The organism is Pseudomonas sp. ZY71 (assembly GCF_036542145.1).
Classification (GTDB): domain Bacteria; phylum Pseudomonadota; class Gammaproteobacteria; order Pseudomonadales; family Pseudomonadaceae; genus Aquipseudomonas; species Aquipseudomonas koreensis_A.
Genome location: NZ_CP144274.1, coordinates 6455334 through 6471088 on the forward strand (window position 1 = coordinate 6455334; position 15755 = coordinate 6471088).

Consider the following 15755-nt stretch of genomic DNA (forward strand, 5'->3'; position numbering starts at 1 on the left):
CCTGTTGTGAAAGCCATTATTCTGGCTGCCGGACGTGGCAGCCGCATGAAAAGCCTCACCGATGAACGTCCAAAATGTCTGGTCGAATTGCGCGGTAAACCGCTGCTGGAATGGCAGCTGGAGTCATTGCGGGCAGCGGGTATCAGCGACATCGCGGTGGTGACCGGCTACAAGCGCGAGCTGCTGGCAGGGCGTGGTCTGAGCGAGTTTCACAACCCGCGCTGGGCCGAAACCAACATGGTTTCGTCACTGGCCTGCGCCGAGTCCTGGCTTCAGGGCGAGCCGTGCATCGTCAGCTATTCGGATATTTTCTACAGCCCTGTTGCCGTGCAGTCGTTGATCAACTGCGAAGCAACGCTGGCCGTAACCTACGATCCCAACTGGTTGCAACTGTGGACCGAGCGCTTCGGCGACCCGTTGCTGGATGCCGAAACCTTTCGCCTGAGCGCCACGCACACATTGGCCGAAATCGGCAACAAGCCGCAATCGGTGGACGATGTTCAGGGGCAATACATGGGGCTTTTGCGCTTCACTTCTGAAGGCTGGGCGGAAGTCGTGCGGCTGCGTGCCGAACTGTCGCCGCAGCAACGTGACAGCATGCACATGACCAACACCCTGCAACGCGTTATCGATGCCGGTCGTGTACAGATTGAAGCCGTCGCCTACACCGGCGAATGGGGAGAGGTCGACTCCAGTGAAGACCTCTCGGTGTATCAATAAGGCGCCGGCGTCTTAACGGAACCGGTCAACCTCCTGACGCAGTTCGGCCGCCAGGCTTTCCAGTTCCTTGGCGGTCACGGCCAGATTCGACACCACTTCACGCTGCTCACTGTTGGCCATCGCAATGCTTTGCAGGTTACTGCTCAGCAAAGTCGCTGTGCTGCTCTGCTCCTGAGTCGCCGTGGTAATCGCGGCAAACTGCTGACCCGCCGAACGGCTCTGTTCGTCGATGCGCGCCAGCGCCGAAGCGACATTGGCGTTACGCGACAGACCTTCCTGCATCAGCACATTGCCCTGTTCCATGGTGCTGATCGCGTTGCCGGTTTCCTGCTGGATGCTGTGGATCATGCTGGAAATTTCATCAGTGGCCTGGCGAGTTCGCGAGGCCAGGCTGCGCACTTCATCCGCAACCACGGCAAAGCCGCGTCCTTGTTCGCCGGCACGGGCGGCTTCAATAGCGGCGTTGAGTGCCAGCAAGTTGGTTTGTTCGGCAATCGAAGTAATCACGCCGACGATGCCGCCAATTTCCTGCGAACGCTGACCGAGGGTGTTGATCACGGTGGCGGTGCTGTTCAGGGCGCCAGCGATTTGCTCCAGCGAGGACGACGCTTCTTCCATCGAGCTGCGACCAATCTGCGTTTGCTGAGCGTTTTCCTGCGCCAGACGCTGGGTCGCGCCCATGTTGTCGGCAATGTTCAGCGAAGTTGCGCTGAACTCTTCCACCGCACCGGCCATGCTGGTGATTTCGCCGGACTGCTGCTCCATGCCCTCATAGGCACCGCCGGACAAACCGGACAACGCCTGCGCACGGCTGTTAACTTCTTGCGAGGCACGACGGATGTGCTCAACCATGGTCGATAAAGCCTGACTCATCTGATTGAACGCGCGAGACAGCTGACCGATTTCGTCGTTGCTCGAGACGTTCAGACGCACGCTCAGATCACCGGCGCCCAAGGCCTCGGCCTGACGTACCAGATCGCTCAGTGGTGCCAGTTTGCTGCGCAGCAACCAGACTACGGAACCCACCGCCAACAACATCGCCAACAGGCTGCCAATAGCCAATTGCGTACCGACGCTCCAGGTCACCGCGCGAATCTCGGCTTTCGGCATGCTCGCCACGACCGACCACGGCCCGCCGTCGAAAGGCACGGCAACGCTGTAGAAATCCTCGGACTTGTCGTCCCAGAACTGACCTTTGCCCGGTGTTTTCGCCAGACCATTGATCACCGGAATAGCCTGATCCAGTGCCTGCACACCCGCCGGGGCGACCAGCCATTTGTTTTGCTCGTCGAGCAGCGCCAGCGAGCCGGTCTGGCCGATGCGGAAGCGCTTCAGGTTATCGAACTGGGCATTCTGCGCGTCGGTGTAATCGAAGCCGACGAACAGCACTGCAATCACCTTGCCGCTGCCGTCACGCACTGGCGTGTACTGAGTCATGTAGGAACGATCAAACAGCAAGGCGCGACCGACATACCCCTGTCCTGCCATCAGCTTCGCGTAGGCCGGGTGTGCGTGGTCGAGCAAGGTGCCGATGGCGCGAGTGCCGTCCTGTTTGGTCAGCGAGGTGCTGACCCGTACGAAGTCTTCGCCGCTGCGCACGAACAGTGTGGCAACACCGGCGGTCATTTGCTTGAACTCGTCGACTTCCTTGAAGTTGTTGTTCAAGACTTCGCTGCCCAGGTGCAAGCCCGGGGTCTGGGTGCCTGCCACCGTCACCGGTTCACTCGGGTGAATGCTCAGACCCGCGCTGAAGCGCTTCTCGAACAACCCGCTCAGGCGCTGGGTGCTTTCACGCAGCGTGCCGTGAAAGGTACTCAGTTGGTCGGCCAGCAGCCGTGCCTCACTGGCCAGATGCTCTTCACGGGTGGCGAGGTTGGCGGAATCCAGCGAACGCAAGGCGAACACCGTACTGCCACTGATAACTATCGCCAGTATTACAGCGAGCGCGAGGCCCAGCTGCGAGGCGATCCGAGCGCGAGGTTGAGACATGGACAGCTCCTGGCCGAGCCACGGGATCCTCCTTGATCTCGACTCGGATAATTTTCTAATAGGGGGGTGAATCGTGGATACCGGCACGACGGTTCCACATGCACGTATTCGGCGGTAAAGCCGAATACTTGAGCGAGCAGCAGGGTTATGGCACAAGGCCGGCATTGTGGCGGCTCGAACGTTTCAGCTCAAGCGTCTTACATCCGGCAGTTCCATGGCGCGGACTTCGCCTTGCAGAAAGTCGCTGAGGCGGCGCAAACGTTCACCTCCCGGACGGGTTTTTGGCCACACCAGGTAATAATTCAGTCCGCTGGCGACTGCCGTTGGCCACGGCAGGCTCAGGCGTCCTTGCGCGACGTCCTCGGAAACCATCAACAGATCGCCCATCGACACACCGTAGCCGCGCGCCGCTGCGATCATCCCCAACTCGAGGGTATCGAACACCTGCCCGCCCTTGAGCGACACCTGATCGGACAGCCCCATCTGCTCCAGCCAACTGCGCCAGTCGCGACGGTCGGGTGTCGGGTGAAGTAACTCAGTACAGGCCAGCCGAGCCAGATCCCACGGCTGATCGTTCAGCAGGTTAGGCGCCCCCACCGGAATCAGCTCTTCAGGAAACAGCAGGCTGGCCTCCCAGTCCGGCGGAAAATGCCCGTCACTCAACAACACAGCACAGTCGAAAGGCTCATCGTTGAAGTCCACCGAATCGACATCCATCCAGGCGCTGGTCAGTTGCACTTCGTTGCCCGGCTGCAAGTGGCGGAAGCGACTGAGCCGCGCCAGCAGCCAGCGCATGGTCAGGGTCGATGGCGCCTTCATGCGCAGAATGTCGTCTTCGGCGCGCAAGGTATTGCAGGCCCGCTCCAGCGCACCGAAGCCTTCGCGGATTCCCGGCAACAGCAAACGCGCCGCTTCGGTCAGTTGCAGATTGCGCCCGCTGCGATGAAACAGCCGACAGGCGAAGTGATCTTCGAGGGTTCGAATATGCCGGCTCACCGCACTCTGGGTAATCGACAACTCTTCAGCCGCACGGGTGAACGAGCTATGTCGCGCCGCCGCTTCAAATGCGCGCAGGGCATACAAGGGAGGAAGACGACGGGACATACAGAAAGCTCCTATAGCGGGATGCAGCCGGACTGACAGAATCTGATCAGGATGAGTTTTACTCATGCAATCCATCCTTTTTATCCCTTTGTGCAACGCCTGCCAAGCGCCGAGAATCAACGCTCTCCTGTTCCCTCTGAAATCGAGTGGTGATGACCATGCAGCATCCTGTGCGTACCGAACTCTGGGCCATCCTGCGGCTGGCAGGGCCGTTGATTGCTTCACAGTTGGCGCACATGCTGATGGTGCTGACTGACACTTTAATGATGGCGCGCCTCAGTCCGGAAGCGTTGGCTGGCGGCGGACTGGGTGCGGCGACCTATTCGTTCGTGTCGATTTTCTGCATCGGCGTGATTGCGGCGGTCGGCACGCTGGTGGCGATTCGCAAAGGTGCCGGCGACATCATTGGCGCCGCACGGCTGACCCAGGCCGGGTTGTGGCTGGCGTGGCTGATGGCGCTGGGCGCCGGGCTGCTGTTGTGGAACCTGAAACCGGTGTTGCTGTTGTTCGGCCAGACCGAAACCAACGTCAACGCTGCCGGGCAATTTCTGATTGCCCTGCCCTTCGCCCTGCCCGGTTACTTGAGCTTCATGGCCCTGCGCGGTTTCACCAGTGCAATCGGCCGGGCAACCCCGGTGATGGTCATCAGCCTTGCCGGCACGGTGGCGAATTTCCTGCTCAATTACGCGCTGATCACCGGCATGTTCGGTCTGCCGAAAATGGGCCTGACGGGGATCGGCCTGGTCACGGCAATCGTTGCCAACTGCATGGCGTTGGCATTGGCCTGGCACATCCGTCGGCATCCGGCGTATGACGCTTATCCATTGCGTGCAGGCTTGTCGCGACCCAACCGGCAATATCTCAAAGAATTATGGCGTCTCGGCCTGCCAATCGGCGGCACCTACGCGGTGGAGGTCGGTTTGTTCGCCTTCGCGGCGCTGTGCATGGGCACCATGGGCAGCACGCAGTTGGGCGCGCACCAGATTGCCCTGCAGATTGTTTCGGTGGCATTCATGGTGCCGGCGGGCATGTCGTATGCGATCACCATGCGTGTCGGCCAGCATTACGGTGCCGGGCAATTGAGCGATGCACGGATGTCCGGGCGGGTCGGGATCGTCTTTGGCGCCGCGGTCATGCTGGGTTTCGCCATGGTGTTCTGGTTGCTGCCGAATCAGTTGGTCGGGTTGTTCCTCGATCACAACGATCCGGCGTTTGCCGAGGTGATTCGTCTGGCGGTGAGCCTGCTGGCAGTGGCGGCATGGTTTGAGTTGTTCGACGGCACACAGACGATTGCCATGGGCTGCATTCGAGGGCTCAAGGATGCCAAGACCACGTTTCTGGTCGGGCTCGGCTGCTATTGGCTGATCGGTGCACCGGCGGCGTGGTGGATGGCGTTCCACCTCAACTGGGGGCCGACGGGCGTCTGGTGGGGGTTGGCGCTGGGGTTGGCGTGTGCGGCGGTGAGTTTGACGCTGGCGTTCGAGTGGAAGATGAAGCGGATGATTCGGCTGGAGCCTGCGTCATCAAGTCAGTTCACTGTCCCGCAGACCGACTGAGATCCCTTGTAGGAGTGAGCCTGCTCGCGATAGCGGTGTGTCAGACAACTCATCATTTCTGACACACCGCTATCGCGAGCAGGCTCACTCCTACATTGGTTATGTGTTCAGCTCACGATTTCAAGGGCAGACTGCTGGCTTGAGCCAAACGTCAGATATTCGACCAGTTCCGCCAATGGCAACGGCCGGCTGATCAGATAACCCTGCACCTGATCGCAACCAAACCCGCGCAGCAGCTCCAGTTGTTCCGGCGTCTCGACCCCTTCCGCCACCACTTCCAGATGCAGGTTGTGCGCGAGATTGATCATCGCGTGCACCAGTTTGCGGTTCTCTTCGCGCTGCTCCATGCCGCCGACAAAGCTCTTGTCGATTTTCAGCAAGGTGATCGGCAGGCTGTTGAGGTGCACGAACGAGGAAAACCCGGTGCCGAAGTCATCCAGCGAGAAACGCACGCCGAGACGGCCGAGCGCGTCCATGGTCTGCTTGACCAGATCACTGCGGCGCATCACCGCGGTTTCGGTCAGTTCAAACTCCAGCCATTGCGCTTCAACACCGCGCTCAGCAATCAAGCGACTAAGCGTCGGCAACAACTGACTGTCCTGAAACTGGCGGAACGACAGGTTGATCGCCATGTGCAGCGCCGGCAACCCGCGCTCGCGCAGCGCCTGCATGTCACGCAGGGCCCGGGAAATCACCCAGTAACCCAACGGCACGATCAAACCACTCTGCTCGGCCAGTGGCACGAATTCACTCGGTGGCAGCAGGCCGCGTTCGCCGTGACGCCAGCGTACCAGCGCTTCGAGACCGACGATCTGACCGTCCGCAAGATTCAGGCGGGGCTGGTAATGCAGCTCCAGCTCATCGCGACGCAAGGCCCGGCGCAGCTCGCTTTCGAGGTCAGCCATGCTCCGCGCATTGCGGTTGATGCGTTCGTTGAAGATATGAAAAGTGCAGCCCTGCGTACTTTTCGCCTGCTGCATGGCGATGTGCGCGTGCCACATCAGCGGGTCGGCGCCGCCCTGCGCACGGGCATGGGCGATGCCGAGGCTGGAGCCGATCAGCAGGCTTTCGCCGTCGACCCAGTAAGGTTCGGCGAGCGCTTCGGTGATGCGTTCAGCCATCCATTCGGCGCGCTGCGGCGCCCGGCGAGTGTCGATCAGCAGGGCAAATTCATCGCTGCCCAGCCGAGCCAGTTGATCACCGGCCTCCAGCTGGCTTTTCAGCCGTGCGACCACTTGCAGGATCAACCGATCGCCGGCCTGATGACCAAGCGCGTCGTTGGCGTGGCGGAAGTTGTCGAGATCGAGATGCCCGAGGGCCAGGCCGCGTCCGTCGTTTTCCGCGAGACGGGCGGCGAGCAAGGTCTGGAAACCCTGACGGTTGGCGATGCCGGTCAGCGGGTCCTGTTCGGCCAGGCGTTGCAGGGTATTTTCAAGAACGCCGCGTTCGCGCACATGGCGCAGGCAACGGCGTAGCATGCCGGCGTCGAGAGCGTCGAACACCAGCCAGTCACTGACGCCAACCGGCGCGGTGTCCGGTTCATGTTCCAGCAGCAAGACCGTCGGCAGGCTGCAACGGCCCGGTGCCGGTTGCAATGCCGGAAGGGTCAACAACACCGCATTGCGGTTGTCTTCGAACAAACTGCTGACCGAGTCCCAGCTCGGCGCGCTGATCAGCACCGCCGCGCTCCCCATCGGAGCCAGACACTCGCGCAATAACGCTGTCCACGCTGGCTCTTCGGCCAGTAGCAGCAAACGCAAGGGTTCGACAGGCGTAGACAAGCTAGCTCCCTAGACTCTGCAATGATGTGGGCGGGGCATTATGCCGTTGCGATGTTCAATGACCAAATGACAACGGTTATCAAAACGTTATTTAGTGTCACGAATGAGAACATTAGCCGCAAAATCACCGCGCATCCTCCGCGAAAGTAACAAAACCGGCAAATTTGAATCGCGTAGTACGTCACAAGTCGGACAGAGCAGCACAAATCGCTGAGCCTGTTAAAATGCCGGCCCATTTCGTCAACGACTCCCGAATTTTCGTATGTCCCGACTCAATCCCCGGCAGCAAGAAGCCGTGAACTACGTCGGCGGCCCTCTATTGGTGCTCGCCGGTGCTGGCTCCGGCAAGACCAGCGTGATCACGCGCAAGATCGCGCACCTGATCCAGAACTGCGGCATCCGCGCCCAGTACATCGTCGCCATGACCTTTACCAACAAGGCCGCGCGCGAGATGAAAGAGCGGGTCGGCACCCTGTTGCGGGCCGGCGAAGGGCGTGGCCTGACGGTCTGCACGTTCCACAACCTCGGTCTGAACATCATCCGCAAGGAACACGTGCGGCTGGGCTACAAACCCGGTTTCTCGATCTTCGACGAGACCGACGTCAAGTCCCTGATGACCGACATCATGCAGAAGGAATACGCGGGCGAAGACGGCGTCGACGAGATCAAGAACATGATCGGCGCCTGGAAAAACGACCTGATCCTGCCGCCTCAGGCGCTGGAGAACGCGCGCAATCCCAAGGAACAGACTGCCGCCATCGTCTACACCCACTATCAGCGCACGCTCAAGGCGTTCAACGCGGTGGACTTCGACGACCTGATCCTGCTGCCGGTAAAACTCTTCGAAGAACACGCCGACATCCTCGAAAAGTGGCAGAACAAGGTGCGTTACCTGCTGGTCGACGAATACCAGGACACCAACGCCAGCCAATATTTGCTGGTGAAAATGCTTATCGGCAAACGCAACCAGTTCACCGTGGTCGGCGACGACGACCAGTCGATCTACGCCTGGCGCGGCGCGCGGCCAGAAAACCTGATGCTGCTCAAGGAAGACTATCCATCGCTGAAAGTGGTGATGCTCGAGCAGAACTACCGCTCGACGAGTCGCATCCTGCGTTGCGCCAACGTGCTGATCTCGAACAACCCGCACGAATTCGAAAAGCAGCTGTGGAGTGAGATGGGCCACGGCGACGAGATCCGCGTGATCCGCTGCCGCAACGAGGACGCCGAAGCCGAGCGCGTGGCCATGGAAATCCTCAGCCTGCACTTGCGCACCGACCGCCCGTACAGCGATTTCGCGATCCTTTATCGCGGGAACTATCAGGCCAAACTGATCGAGCTGAAATTGCAGCACCATCAGGTGCCGTATCGCCTGAGCGGTGGCAACAGCTTCTTCGGCCGCCAGGAAGTGAAAGACCTGATGGCCTACTTCCGCCTGATCGTCAACCCGGATGACGACAACGCCTTCCTGCGGGTGATCAACGTGCCACGCCGCGAGATCGGCTCGACCACCCTGGAAAAACTCGGCAACTACGCCACCGAGCGCAAGATCTCGATGTACGCCGCCACCGACGAAATCGGTCTGGGCGAGCATCTGGACAGCCGCTTCACCGATCGCCTGTCGCGCTTCAAGCGTTTCATGGACAAGGTGCGCGAGCAGTGCGCCGGCGAGGATCCGATCTCGGCGCTGCGCAGCATGGTCATGGACATCGACTACGAGAACTGGCTGCGCACCAACAGCTCCAGCGACAAGGCTGCCGACTACCGGATGAGCAACGTCTGGTTCCTGATCGAGGCGTTGAAAAACACCCTCGAAAAGGACGAAGAAGGCGAAATGACCGTCGAAGATGCCATCGGCAAACTGGTCCTGCGCGACATGCTCGAACGTCAGCAGGAAGAGGAAGACGGTGCCGAAGGCGTGCAGATGATGACGCTGCATGCGTCCAAGGGTCTGGAATTCCCTTACGTGTTCATCATGGGCATGGAAGAGGAAATCCTCCCGCACCGTTCCAGCATCGAAGCCGACACCATCGAAGAAGAACGCCGACTGGCTTATGTGGGCATCACCCGCGCGCGCCAGACCCTGGCCTTCACCTTTGCTGCCAAGCGCAAGCAGTACGGCGAGATCATCGACTGCGCGCCGAGCCGCTTCCTCGATGAGCTGCCACCGGACGATCTAGCCTGGGAAGGCAACGACGACACACCGACCGAAGTCAAAGTCGTGCGTGGCAATAGCGCATTGGCTGATATACGCGCGATGTTAAAGCGCTAGAATTGACCACTTTTTTTACTAGACCTTCGGCGCACAAAGCGCCAAAAGAGGACAGCTTCATGGAAGCATTGCAGCAGAAAATCCGCGAACAAGGCATTGTGCTTTCCGACCAGGTCCTGAAGGTCGACGCCTTCCTGAACCACCAGATCGACCCGGCCCTGATGAAGCTGATCGGCGACGAATTCGCCACGCTGTTCAAGGATTCGGGCATCACCAAGATCGTCACCATCGAAGCCTCAGGGATAGCCCCGGCGATCATGACCGGTCTGAACCTCGGCGTGCCGGTGATCTTCGCCCGCAAGCAACAGTCCCTGACCCTGACGGAAAACCTGCTGTCGGCGACCGTTTACTCGTTCACCAAAAAGACCGAAAGCACCGTGGCCATCTCGCCGCGTCACCTGACCAGCAGCGACCGCGTGCTGATCATCGACGACTTCCTGGCCAACGGTAAGGCGTCGCAAGCGCTGATCTCGATCATCAAACAGGCCGGCGCGACCGTTGCCGGTCTGGGCATCGTCATCGAGAAGTCGTTCCAGGGCGGCCGCGCCGAGCTGGACTCGCAGGGCTACCGCGTTGAATCGCTGGCCCGGGTGAAATCGCTGACGGGTGGCGTTGTCACCTTCATCGAATAAACCAGCCGCACCGCAGCCCCCCTGTAGGAGTGAGCCTGCTCGCGATAGCGTAGTGTCAGTCGATATATTCGTCGGCTGAAACACCGCCACCGCGAGCAAGCCCGCTCCCACAGGTAAGTCTCAAGCCTTCGACAAATCCATTCTGTACCCCGCCCCCGGCACTCCTTCATGCATCGCAGCTTGAATATCCGCGTACAAGGCATTCGCCTCGCCGGTAGTAATAGAGCGCGAACAATCGCGCAGCACGACATGCAAAAGCACGTTCTCCTGACCCGGGAGCATTCCGAGTCGCTCAATGGCTTGCGCCGGTAAATCCGAACGCTGCCAACGCCCCTTGATTCGCATCTCCTCAATCCATCCAGAACAATCCCCTGCCGCCTGCAACATCCTCTCGGTCAATACCTCTTCACTCAATCCCGGCGTTACCGCCAACGAGATATCGCGGGCAATCGACGGCAAACGAGATACCGCAGTCCAAGGATCCAGGTCATGCATCTGCGCCTGCACGCGCACATTCTGATCACGCAACAAACGAATATCAGGAATGCCTTTGCGCAACATCGTCAGGCGATCCAGCCCCATCCCAAGAGCGAGCCCGCCATGGCGCAGAGGATCAATCTGCAAACGCTGCAATAGCGACCTCGCGATACGCCCGCACTCAAGAACCTCGACCGGCACGCCATCATTCAACACATTCACTTCAATCCCGCCCTCGGTGTAGTGATGTGGACTATCGCTATAAACCCAGGACTTTTCAGGAACGGCCAACTGCAAAATATCGCCAACAAGCCGCAGCAAATGCTCATGGGATGCCAACTCCGGGTCGCCCAACACCCAAATGTCCATTTGATGCGGCTCGGCGCAATGCCAACGATCTCGGCTATCACGCCTGAAGGTAATGCCCGGCGCTGCCAGCAAAATGGTTTGTCCCGGCTGACGAACCTCGGCGGCCTGCTGAAGCGCCGCAGGAATCTGGCTCGTGGTCTGTGTTCGCAAAAGCGAATGCTCATCGACCCAACGTGTGTGCTCACTGCCGAGGGTAATTTCTGTCGGGTCGTAACCAAGCAACCCGTAGTTTTCTTCTGCGGACACAACCCTTGGGCCAATCTGCAACTGTGCTCGGGGCCAGCCCTTTTCTTCGAGTCCCTGAAGGACCTCATTCAGTAATAGTCGCACAGCGTGATCAGGGTGGCTCTTTTCGGTTAAGTCAGTGAGGAGTAAGGCTTGGTGGACAGCTACATCTGTCAGGTATTTCTTTGATATATGCACTTTGTGCCCCTGTATTTATGGTTGGCATGAGCCCAAAAAACAAAACCCATAAATAAAACCTAACCAGACAAGACCTCTCACCACAATTTAAAAACCTTGAATTTACAACTTTCAGATTAGCCCTACAGACGCAGTCCACTTAAATAACCGAACCACCCACCTCACAAAACAAGACAGATGAAATAATTCTTAAAAAGCAAAAATAATTATTTAACACGATCACAAACTTATGCATTAATCCGCTCACCCCCATGCAACATGGGGGATCACAACAAAATCAGAAAAAGGAAAATAAAATGCAAACTGAAAAGACCATAAAAGAAAACCTCTATCGAATCACTTCTGGCCCGGACAATTTCGGCTGGGCACCGTTAGCCTGGGCGCATACTGAAGATTAATTGAAAGCACCGCGCGGCAACCGCCCTTGCCGCGCACTTCAGAATAAGGAGGGTTTTATGTCACCGCCAAATATAGCGTCGGCGCTCTTCAATCATGAAGAATTTTCGATTATCGCCGACTCGAATGAATTCCTTAGAGAATGCGAGCTTTGGGGATTCGCGACGTTCAATATTACTCAGTTAGAGACGTTTCCAAAAAACAGCATCGTTTTTTCTTTCAGCAACGAAGCTGCAAAAATGACATTTGAGATCGCAAAAAAAACGGAGCGGAAAAAAATCATCTTTTGCGCGACCCAAGTATTCGAACCATCCTTAGCCGCCGCGCTTTACAGCCTAAGGCTTCTGATGGACAGCGATTTTCAGCAATCGCTCTGCTCGCAGCGAGCTGTATTGAATATGCTTAATTCCCATCAGACCTTTTCGTTATCTGGCAACGAATCCAATGCAACCGTAACTATTCTTCCCCATGCACAACCTTATGCATTGCTTGGCGAAGATGTGACCGAAAATTTCGTGCAGTCCGTCGCAGAATTTTTTGAAGTTCATTACGCACATATGAACCCATTAGAGCCCTGCCCTTTTATATTCTCAGGCACGTTGAATGTTTCCGGAATACTGACTGTACTCAGAAAGCCTAACCCCGAATTACCTGCCGGTGTAAAAGCATCTCTAAAATGGCTGAGCGATCGAATATCAAACGAAGAGACTTTGCTCACAATAGAAGAAAACAACATCACCTCATTAAGAATAAATAACGAAGAACATATAAAACTTCTGGATCTGGCTGCGGGCAAACGCGGACTGAAACTTACGGAATTTGCCATCGGTGTTAACGAATCCATCTCGAATAAAATCGATTACAAAATCAACTCCCAAATGAACGAGGGAATCAGCGGTGTTCATTTAGCTATTGGCGATGGTTCCTCTGGCTACCACATAGACTTTCTTAGCCCATCCGTGAGCGTCCATCCGATTCAATCGTTAGAGTGCGCTTAATATGTAGGAGTAAGCCTGATTGCGAATGCTTAGGGTCACTCGACATCTTGGTTGACTGATCCGGCGCCATCTCGAGCAGGCTCACTCCTACAGTTGTTTTGGGTCAGGCAGTTACTGTGCGGTGGCCTTGAGGCCGGTGAGCAGTAAGCGCTGGAAGAGGTCTTCTTTCAGGCCTTCCGGGTTTGTGAGTCGCATGCGTTCGAGGTGTTCGGGGTAGAGCGATGCCTCGGGGGCGTCGAGGGCGGCTTTGCCGAGTTCGAGTATTTCGGTGAGTTTGAATTTGCTCTTCAGCCAGTTCAGCGCCCGCAACAGATCCCGTTCAATCGCGGTGAAATCACAGCCCAGCGGGTATTCCGGAAAGAGGTTTTTGTGCCGTGCGGCGATCGCCTGCAAACGCTGTGGCGTGTTGTCGGCAAAGCGTGGATCGAGGCGGAAATCCTTCGGCAGTTTGCCGACCTTTTGCGCTTGCTCGATCAGGCCCTGCTGGAAGCGCGAGTCACTGATGTTCAGCAGCGATTCGATCACTACGGCATCGGTTTTACCGCGCAGATCAGCGATGCCGTATTCGGTCACGACGATATCGCGCAGGTGCCGTGGGATCGTACAGTGACCGTATTCCCAGACGATGTTGGAACTGACGTCGCCACCGGATTCACGCCAGCTGCGCAGGATCAGAATCGAACGGGCATCGTGCAACGCGTGCCCCTGCGCGACGAAGTTGTACTGCCCGCCGACTCCGCTGAGTACTCGCCCATCCTCCAATTGATCCGCCACACCCGCACCCAGCAACGTCATGGTGAACACGGTGTTGATGAACCGCGCGTCGAGGCGCTGCAAGCGCTTGAGTTCTTCCTGCCCGTAGAGCTCGTTGATGTAGCTGATGCGGGTCATGTTGAATTCGAGGCGTTTGCTCTGCGGTAACTCGCGCAGGCGCTCGTAGAAACTGCGCGGGCCGAGGAAGAAACCTCCGTGCACCGAGATGCCGTCAGTCTGCGCCGCCTCGTCGAGGGTGCCGGCGTTGGCCTGTTCCTGCGTCGGCACATCCGGATAGACCTTGCGCCGGATGATCCCGGCATCCGCCAGCACCAACAGGCCATTGACGAACATTTCGCTGCAGCCGTAAAGGCCTTTGGCGAATGGCCCGGTGCCGCCCTCGCGGTTGATCAATTGCGCCCATTGGCTGAGGTTGATGTCATCGAGCAAGGCCTTATAACCGGCGTTATCCGCCTGACGCGCCAGCAATGCGGCGGTCAACGCGTCGCCCATCGAGCCGATGCCGATCTGCAATGTGCCGCCGTCGCGCACCAGCGTGCTCGCGTGCACACCAATGAAATGATCCTGAAACCCGACCGGCATGTTCGGCGTGGAAAACAGCGTGCTGCTGTCCTTCGCGTCGATCAGCAGGTCGAAAGTGTCGATATCGACTTCGGCATCGCCGGGCATGTACGGCAGATCCGTGTGCACTTGGCCGACCAGCAAAATGGTCTCCCCGGCGTCGCGGCGCTTGGCGATCATCGGCAACAGGTCGAGGGTGATGTCCGGGTTGCAGCTCAGGCTCAGGCGATCCGGATGTTCGCTGCTGCTGGCGAGCAATTGCGCCACCAGGTTCAGGCCGGCGGCGTTGATGTCGCGGGCGGCGTGGCTGTAGTTGCTGCTGACGTAATCCTGCTGGGCCGGGGCGCTGTTGAGCAGGCTGCCGGGCTGCATGAAGAACTGTTCGATGCGGATGTTGGCGGGCAGGCTGTCGCGGTGCAGGTCGGTGAGGAAATCGAATTCCGGGTAATCACCGAAGACGCGCTCGACAAAGGGTTCGATAAAGCGTTTCTGCAAGCCATCGCCCAACGCCGGGCGGCCGAGGCACAGGGCGGTGTAGATCGTCAGTTGCCGCTCGGGCAGGTCTTTGATCCGTCGGTACAGCGCATTGACGAAGTGATTGGGTTTGCCCAGACCCAGCGGCATGCCCATGTGGATATGCGCCGGCAAGCGCGCCAGCACGTCATCCACTGCCTGTTCGATCGAACACAACTGCACCATCTGAAGCCTCCTGCCCGTTCCGTGAATAGGGGTAGACCGAGCTTGCCTTGAGTTTGCTGCAAAGAACAGCTTCAGAGTGAGTGTGCGCTGTTCTTGAAATGTTTTTCCGACTCGAAATTGTTGCCCTCACCCTAGCCCTCTCCCAGAGGTAGAGGGGACTGATTGGGGGATATTGGAAAGGTACGCCGACGTGAACCTGCTTTGCCGAATCCATAATCGACTTGATGTTTCAGGTCGATGCCGGACGAAAGACATCACGGTCGGCTCCCTCTCCCTCCGGGAGGGAGAGGGGACTGAATGGGGGATATTGGGGAGGTACGCCGACTTGAAATAGCTTTGCTGAATCCATAATCGCTAAGGTCTTTCAGGTCGATGTCGGACGCCAGACACCTCGATCGGCCCCCTCTCCCTCTGGGAGAGGGCTGGGGTGAGGGTGAGGGGCTTGAATCGCAGGCACAAAAAAACCGTCCGAAGACGGTTTTTTTCGTCAGAAGCGCGCCTTACTTCAGGCCGGACATCTTCTGGATCGCGCCCTTCAACTCGTCATCCGAGCAATCGGCGCAGGTGCCTTTCGGTGGCATCGAGTTGATACCGGTGATGGCCTTGGCCAAGATACCGTCGAGACCGCCCTGGTGATCGGCGCGTTCTTTCCAGGCCGCGGCATCACCGATTTTCGGCGCGCCCAACAGGCCCGTACCGTGGCAAGCGTTGCAATGTTTGGCAATCACTTCATCCGGAGTTTTCGCCCCGCCACCGCCGCCTGCGGAAGCAGCCACTTCCATCCCCTTGCATTCCTGCCCTTGAACACACACCTGGCCGACCGGCTCGAGGCGTTTGGCAATGTCGTCATTCGTCGCAGCTTGAGCGCTGACAGCCCAGAGGGCCAGTACGGTTGCTGGTGCGGCCAGCATTTTCATAATTAGGTTCACGCGTTCACCCTCAATGGTGGCTATTCACGCCTGCGGCCACGGTTCGCAGGCGGGCGGAAGTATAGCGGGTAGCCC

Annotated in this window: 11 protein-coding genes; 5 read left to right on the plus strand and 6 right to left on the minus strand. The window is 58.2% G+C overall.

Annotated features, from left to right (window positions below; translation table 11 throughout):
* The first annotated feature begins 6 nt into the window (after nucleotides 1–6).
* Nucleotides 7–720 carry a phosphocholine cytidylyltransferase family protein gene (locus VY732_RS28815; protein ID WP_331693071.1) on the plus strand — a complete coding sequence of 238 codons (714 nt, stop codon included), beginning with the start codon at nucleotides 7–9 and terminating at the stop codon, nucleotides 718–720.
* A 12-nt stretch (nucleotides 721–732) separates the two neighbouring features.
* Here the strand turns inward: VY732_RS28815 and VY732_RS28820 are convergent, their stop codons facing one another.
* Nucleotides 733–2709: a methyl-accepting chemotaxis protein gene (locus VY732_RS28820; protein ID WP_077575026.1), complete on the minus strand. Its 1977-nt coding sequence runs from the start codon at nucleotides 2707–2709 to the stop codon at nucleotides 733–735.
* Nucleotides 2710–2892: 183 nt separating this feature from the next.
* A complete protein-coding gene (locus VY732_RS28825; RefSeq protein ID WP_331693072.1) occupies nucleotides 2893–3813 on the minus strand; it encodes a LysR substrate-binding domain-containing protein in 921 nt (306 codons plus the stop codon).
* A gap of 158 nt (nucleotides 3814–3971) precedes the next feature.
* Here VY732_RS28825 and VY732_RS28830 point away from each other — a divergent pair, with 158 nt between their 5' ends.
* On the plus strand, nucleotides 3972–5369 hold the full coding sequence (locus VY732_RS28830; RefSeq protein ID WP_331693073.1) for a NorM family multidrug efflux MATE transporter: 1398 nt from the start codon (nucleotides 3972–3974) through the stop codon (nucleotides 5367–5369).
* 107 nt (nucleotides 5370–5476) lie between these two features.
* Here the strand turns inward: VY732_RS28830 and VY732_RS28835 are convergent, their stop codons facing one another.
* On the minus strand, nucleotides 5477–7150 hold the full coding sequence (locus VY732_RS28835; protein WP_077575028.1) for a putative bifunctional diguanylate cyclase/phosphodiesterase: 1674 nt from the start codon (nucleotides 7148–7150) through the stop codon (nucleotides 5477–5479).
* Between the two features lie 262 nt (nucleotides 7151–7412).
* Between VY732_RS28835 and rep the strand changes: the two genes are divergently transcribed.
* Together rep and VY732_RS28845 are read left to right on the plus strand one after the other, a co-directional pair.
* The gene (gene rep / locus VY732_RS28840; protein WP_116028506.1) at nucleotides 7413–9422 is read left to right on the plus strand and encodes a DNA helicase Rep; all 2010 of its coding nucleotides are present in this window, start codon (nucleotides 7413–7415) and stop codon (nucleotides 9420–9422) included.
* 59 nt (nucleotides 9423–9481) lie between these two features.
* Nucleotides 9482–10054: a xanthine phosphoribosyltransferase gene (locus tag VY732_RS28845; RefSeq protein WP_064116416.1), complete on the plus strand. Its 573-nt coding sequence runs from the start codon at nucleotides 9482–9484 to the stop codon at nucleotides 10052–10054.
* A 120-nt stretch (nucleotides 10055–10174) separates the two neighbouring features.
* Here VY732_RS28845 and srmL read toward each other — a convergent pair whose 3' ends face one another.
* Entirely contained in the window at nucleotides 10175–11323 is a 1149-nt protein-coding gene (gene srmL, locus VY732_RS28850) for a PheS-related mystery ligase SrmL (RefSeq protein ID WP_331693074.1), read from the minus strand.
* 455 nt (nucleotides 11324–11778) lie between these two features.
* Between srmL and VY732_RS28855 the strand changes: the two genes are divergently transcribed.
* Entirely contained in the window at nucleotides 11779–12717 is a 939-nt protein-coding gene (locus VY732_RS28855) for a hypothetical protein (protein ID WP_331693076.1), read from the plus strand.
* A 111-nt stretch (nucleotides 12718–12828) separates the two neighbouring features.
* On the opposite strand, the gene VY732_RS28860 is transcribed toward VY732_RS28855, so the two are convergent.
* Both VY732_RS28860 and VY732_RS28865 read right to left on the minus strand, forming a co-directional pair.
* Nucleotides 12829–14751 carry an acetyl-CoA hydrolase/transferase C-terminal domain-containing protein gene (locus tag VY732_RS28860; RefSeq protein WP_331693077.1) on the minus strand — a complete coding sequence of 641 codons (1923 nt, stop codon included), beginning with the start codon at nucleotides 14749–14751 and terminating at the stop codon, nucleotides 12829–12831.
* Nucleotides 14752–15251: 500 nt separating this feature from the next.
* A complete protein-coding gene (locus VY732_RS28865; RefSeq protein WP_034152043.1) occupies nucleotides 15252–15668 on the minus strand; it encodes a c-type cytochrome in 417 nt (138 codons plus the stop codon).
* Nucleotides 15669–15755: the final 87 nt, after the last annotated feature.

Excerpts from the sequence above, each read along its gene's own strand:
- VY732_RS28830 (WP_331693073.1), top strand. The coding sequence starts at position 3,972 with ATGCAGCATCCTGTGCGTACCGAACTCTGGGCCATCCTGCGGCTGGCA.
- VY732_RS28865 (WP_034152043.1), bottom strand. The coding sequence starts at position 15,668 with ATGAAAATGCTGGCCGCACCAGCAACCGTACTGGCCCTCTGGGCTGTC.
- VY732_RS28825 (WP_331693072.1), bottom strand. The coding sequence starts at position 3,813 with ATGTCCCGTCGTCTTCCTCCCTTGTATGCCCTGCGCGCATTTGAAGCG.
- VY732_RS28860 (WP_331693077.1), bottom strand. The coding sequence starts at position 14,751 with ATGGTGCAGTTGTGTTCGATCGAACAGGCAGTGGATGACGTGCTGGCG.
- VY732_RS28855 (WP_331693076.1), top strand. The coding sequence starts at position 11,779 with ATGTCACCGCCAAATATAGCGTCGGCGCTCTTCAATCATGAAGAATTT.
- rep (WP_116028506.1), top strand. The coding sequence starts at position 7,413 with ATGTCCCGACTCAATCCCCGGCAGCAAGAAGCCGTGAACTACGTCGGC.
- VY732_RS28845 (WP_064116416.1), top strand. The coding sequence starts at position 9,482 with ATGGAAGCATTGCAGCAGAAAATCCGCGAACAAGGCATTGTGCTTTCC.
- VY732_RS28820 (WP_077575026.1), bottom strand. The coding sequence starts at position 2,709 with ATGTCTCAACCTCGCGCTCGGATCGCCTCGCAGCTGGGCCTCGCGCTC.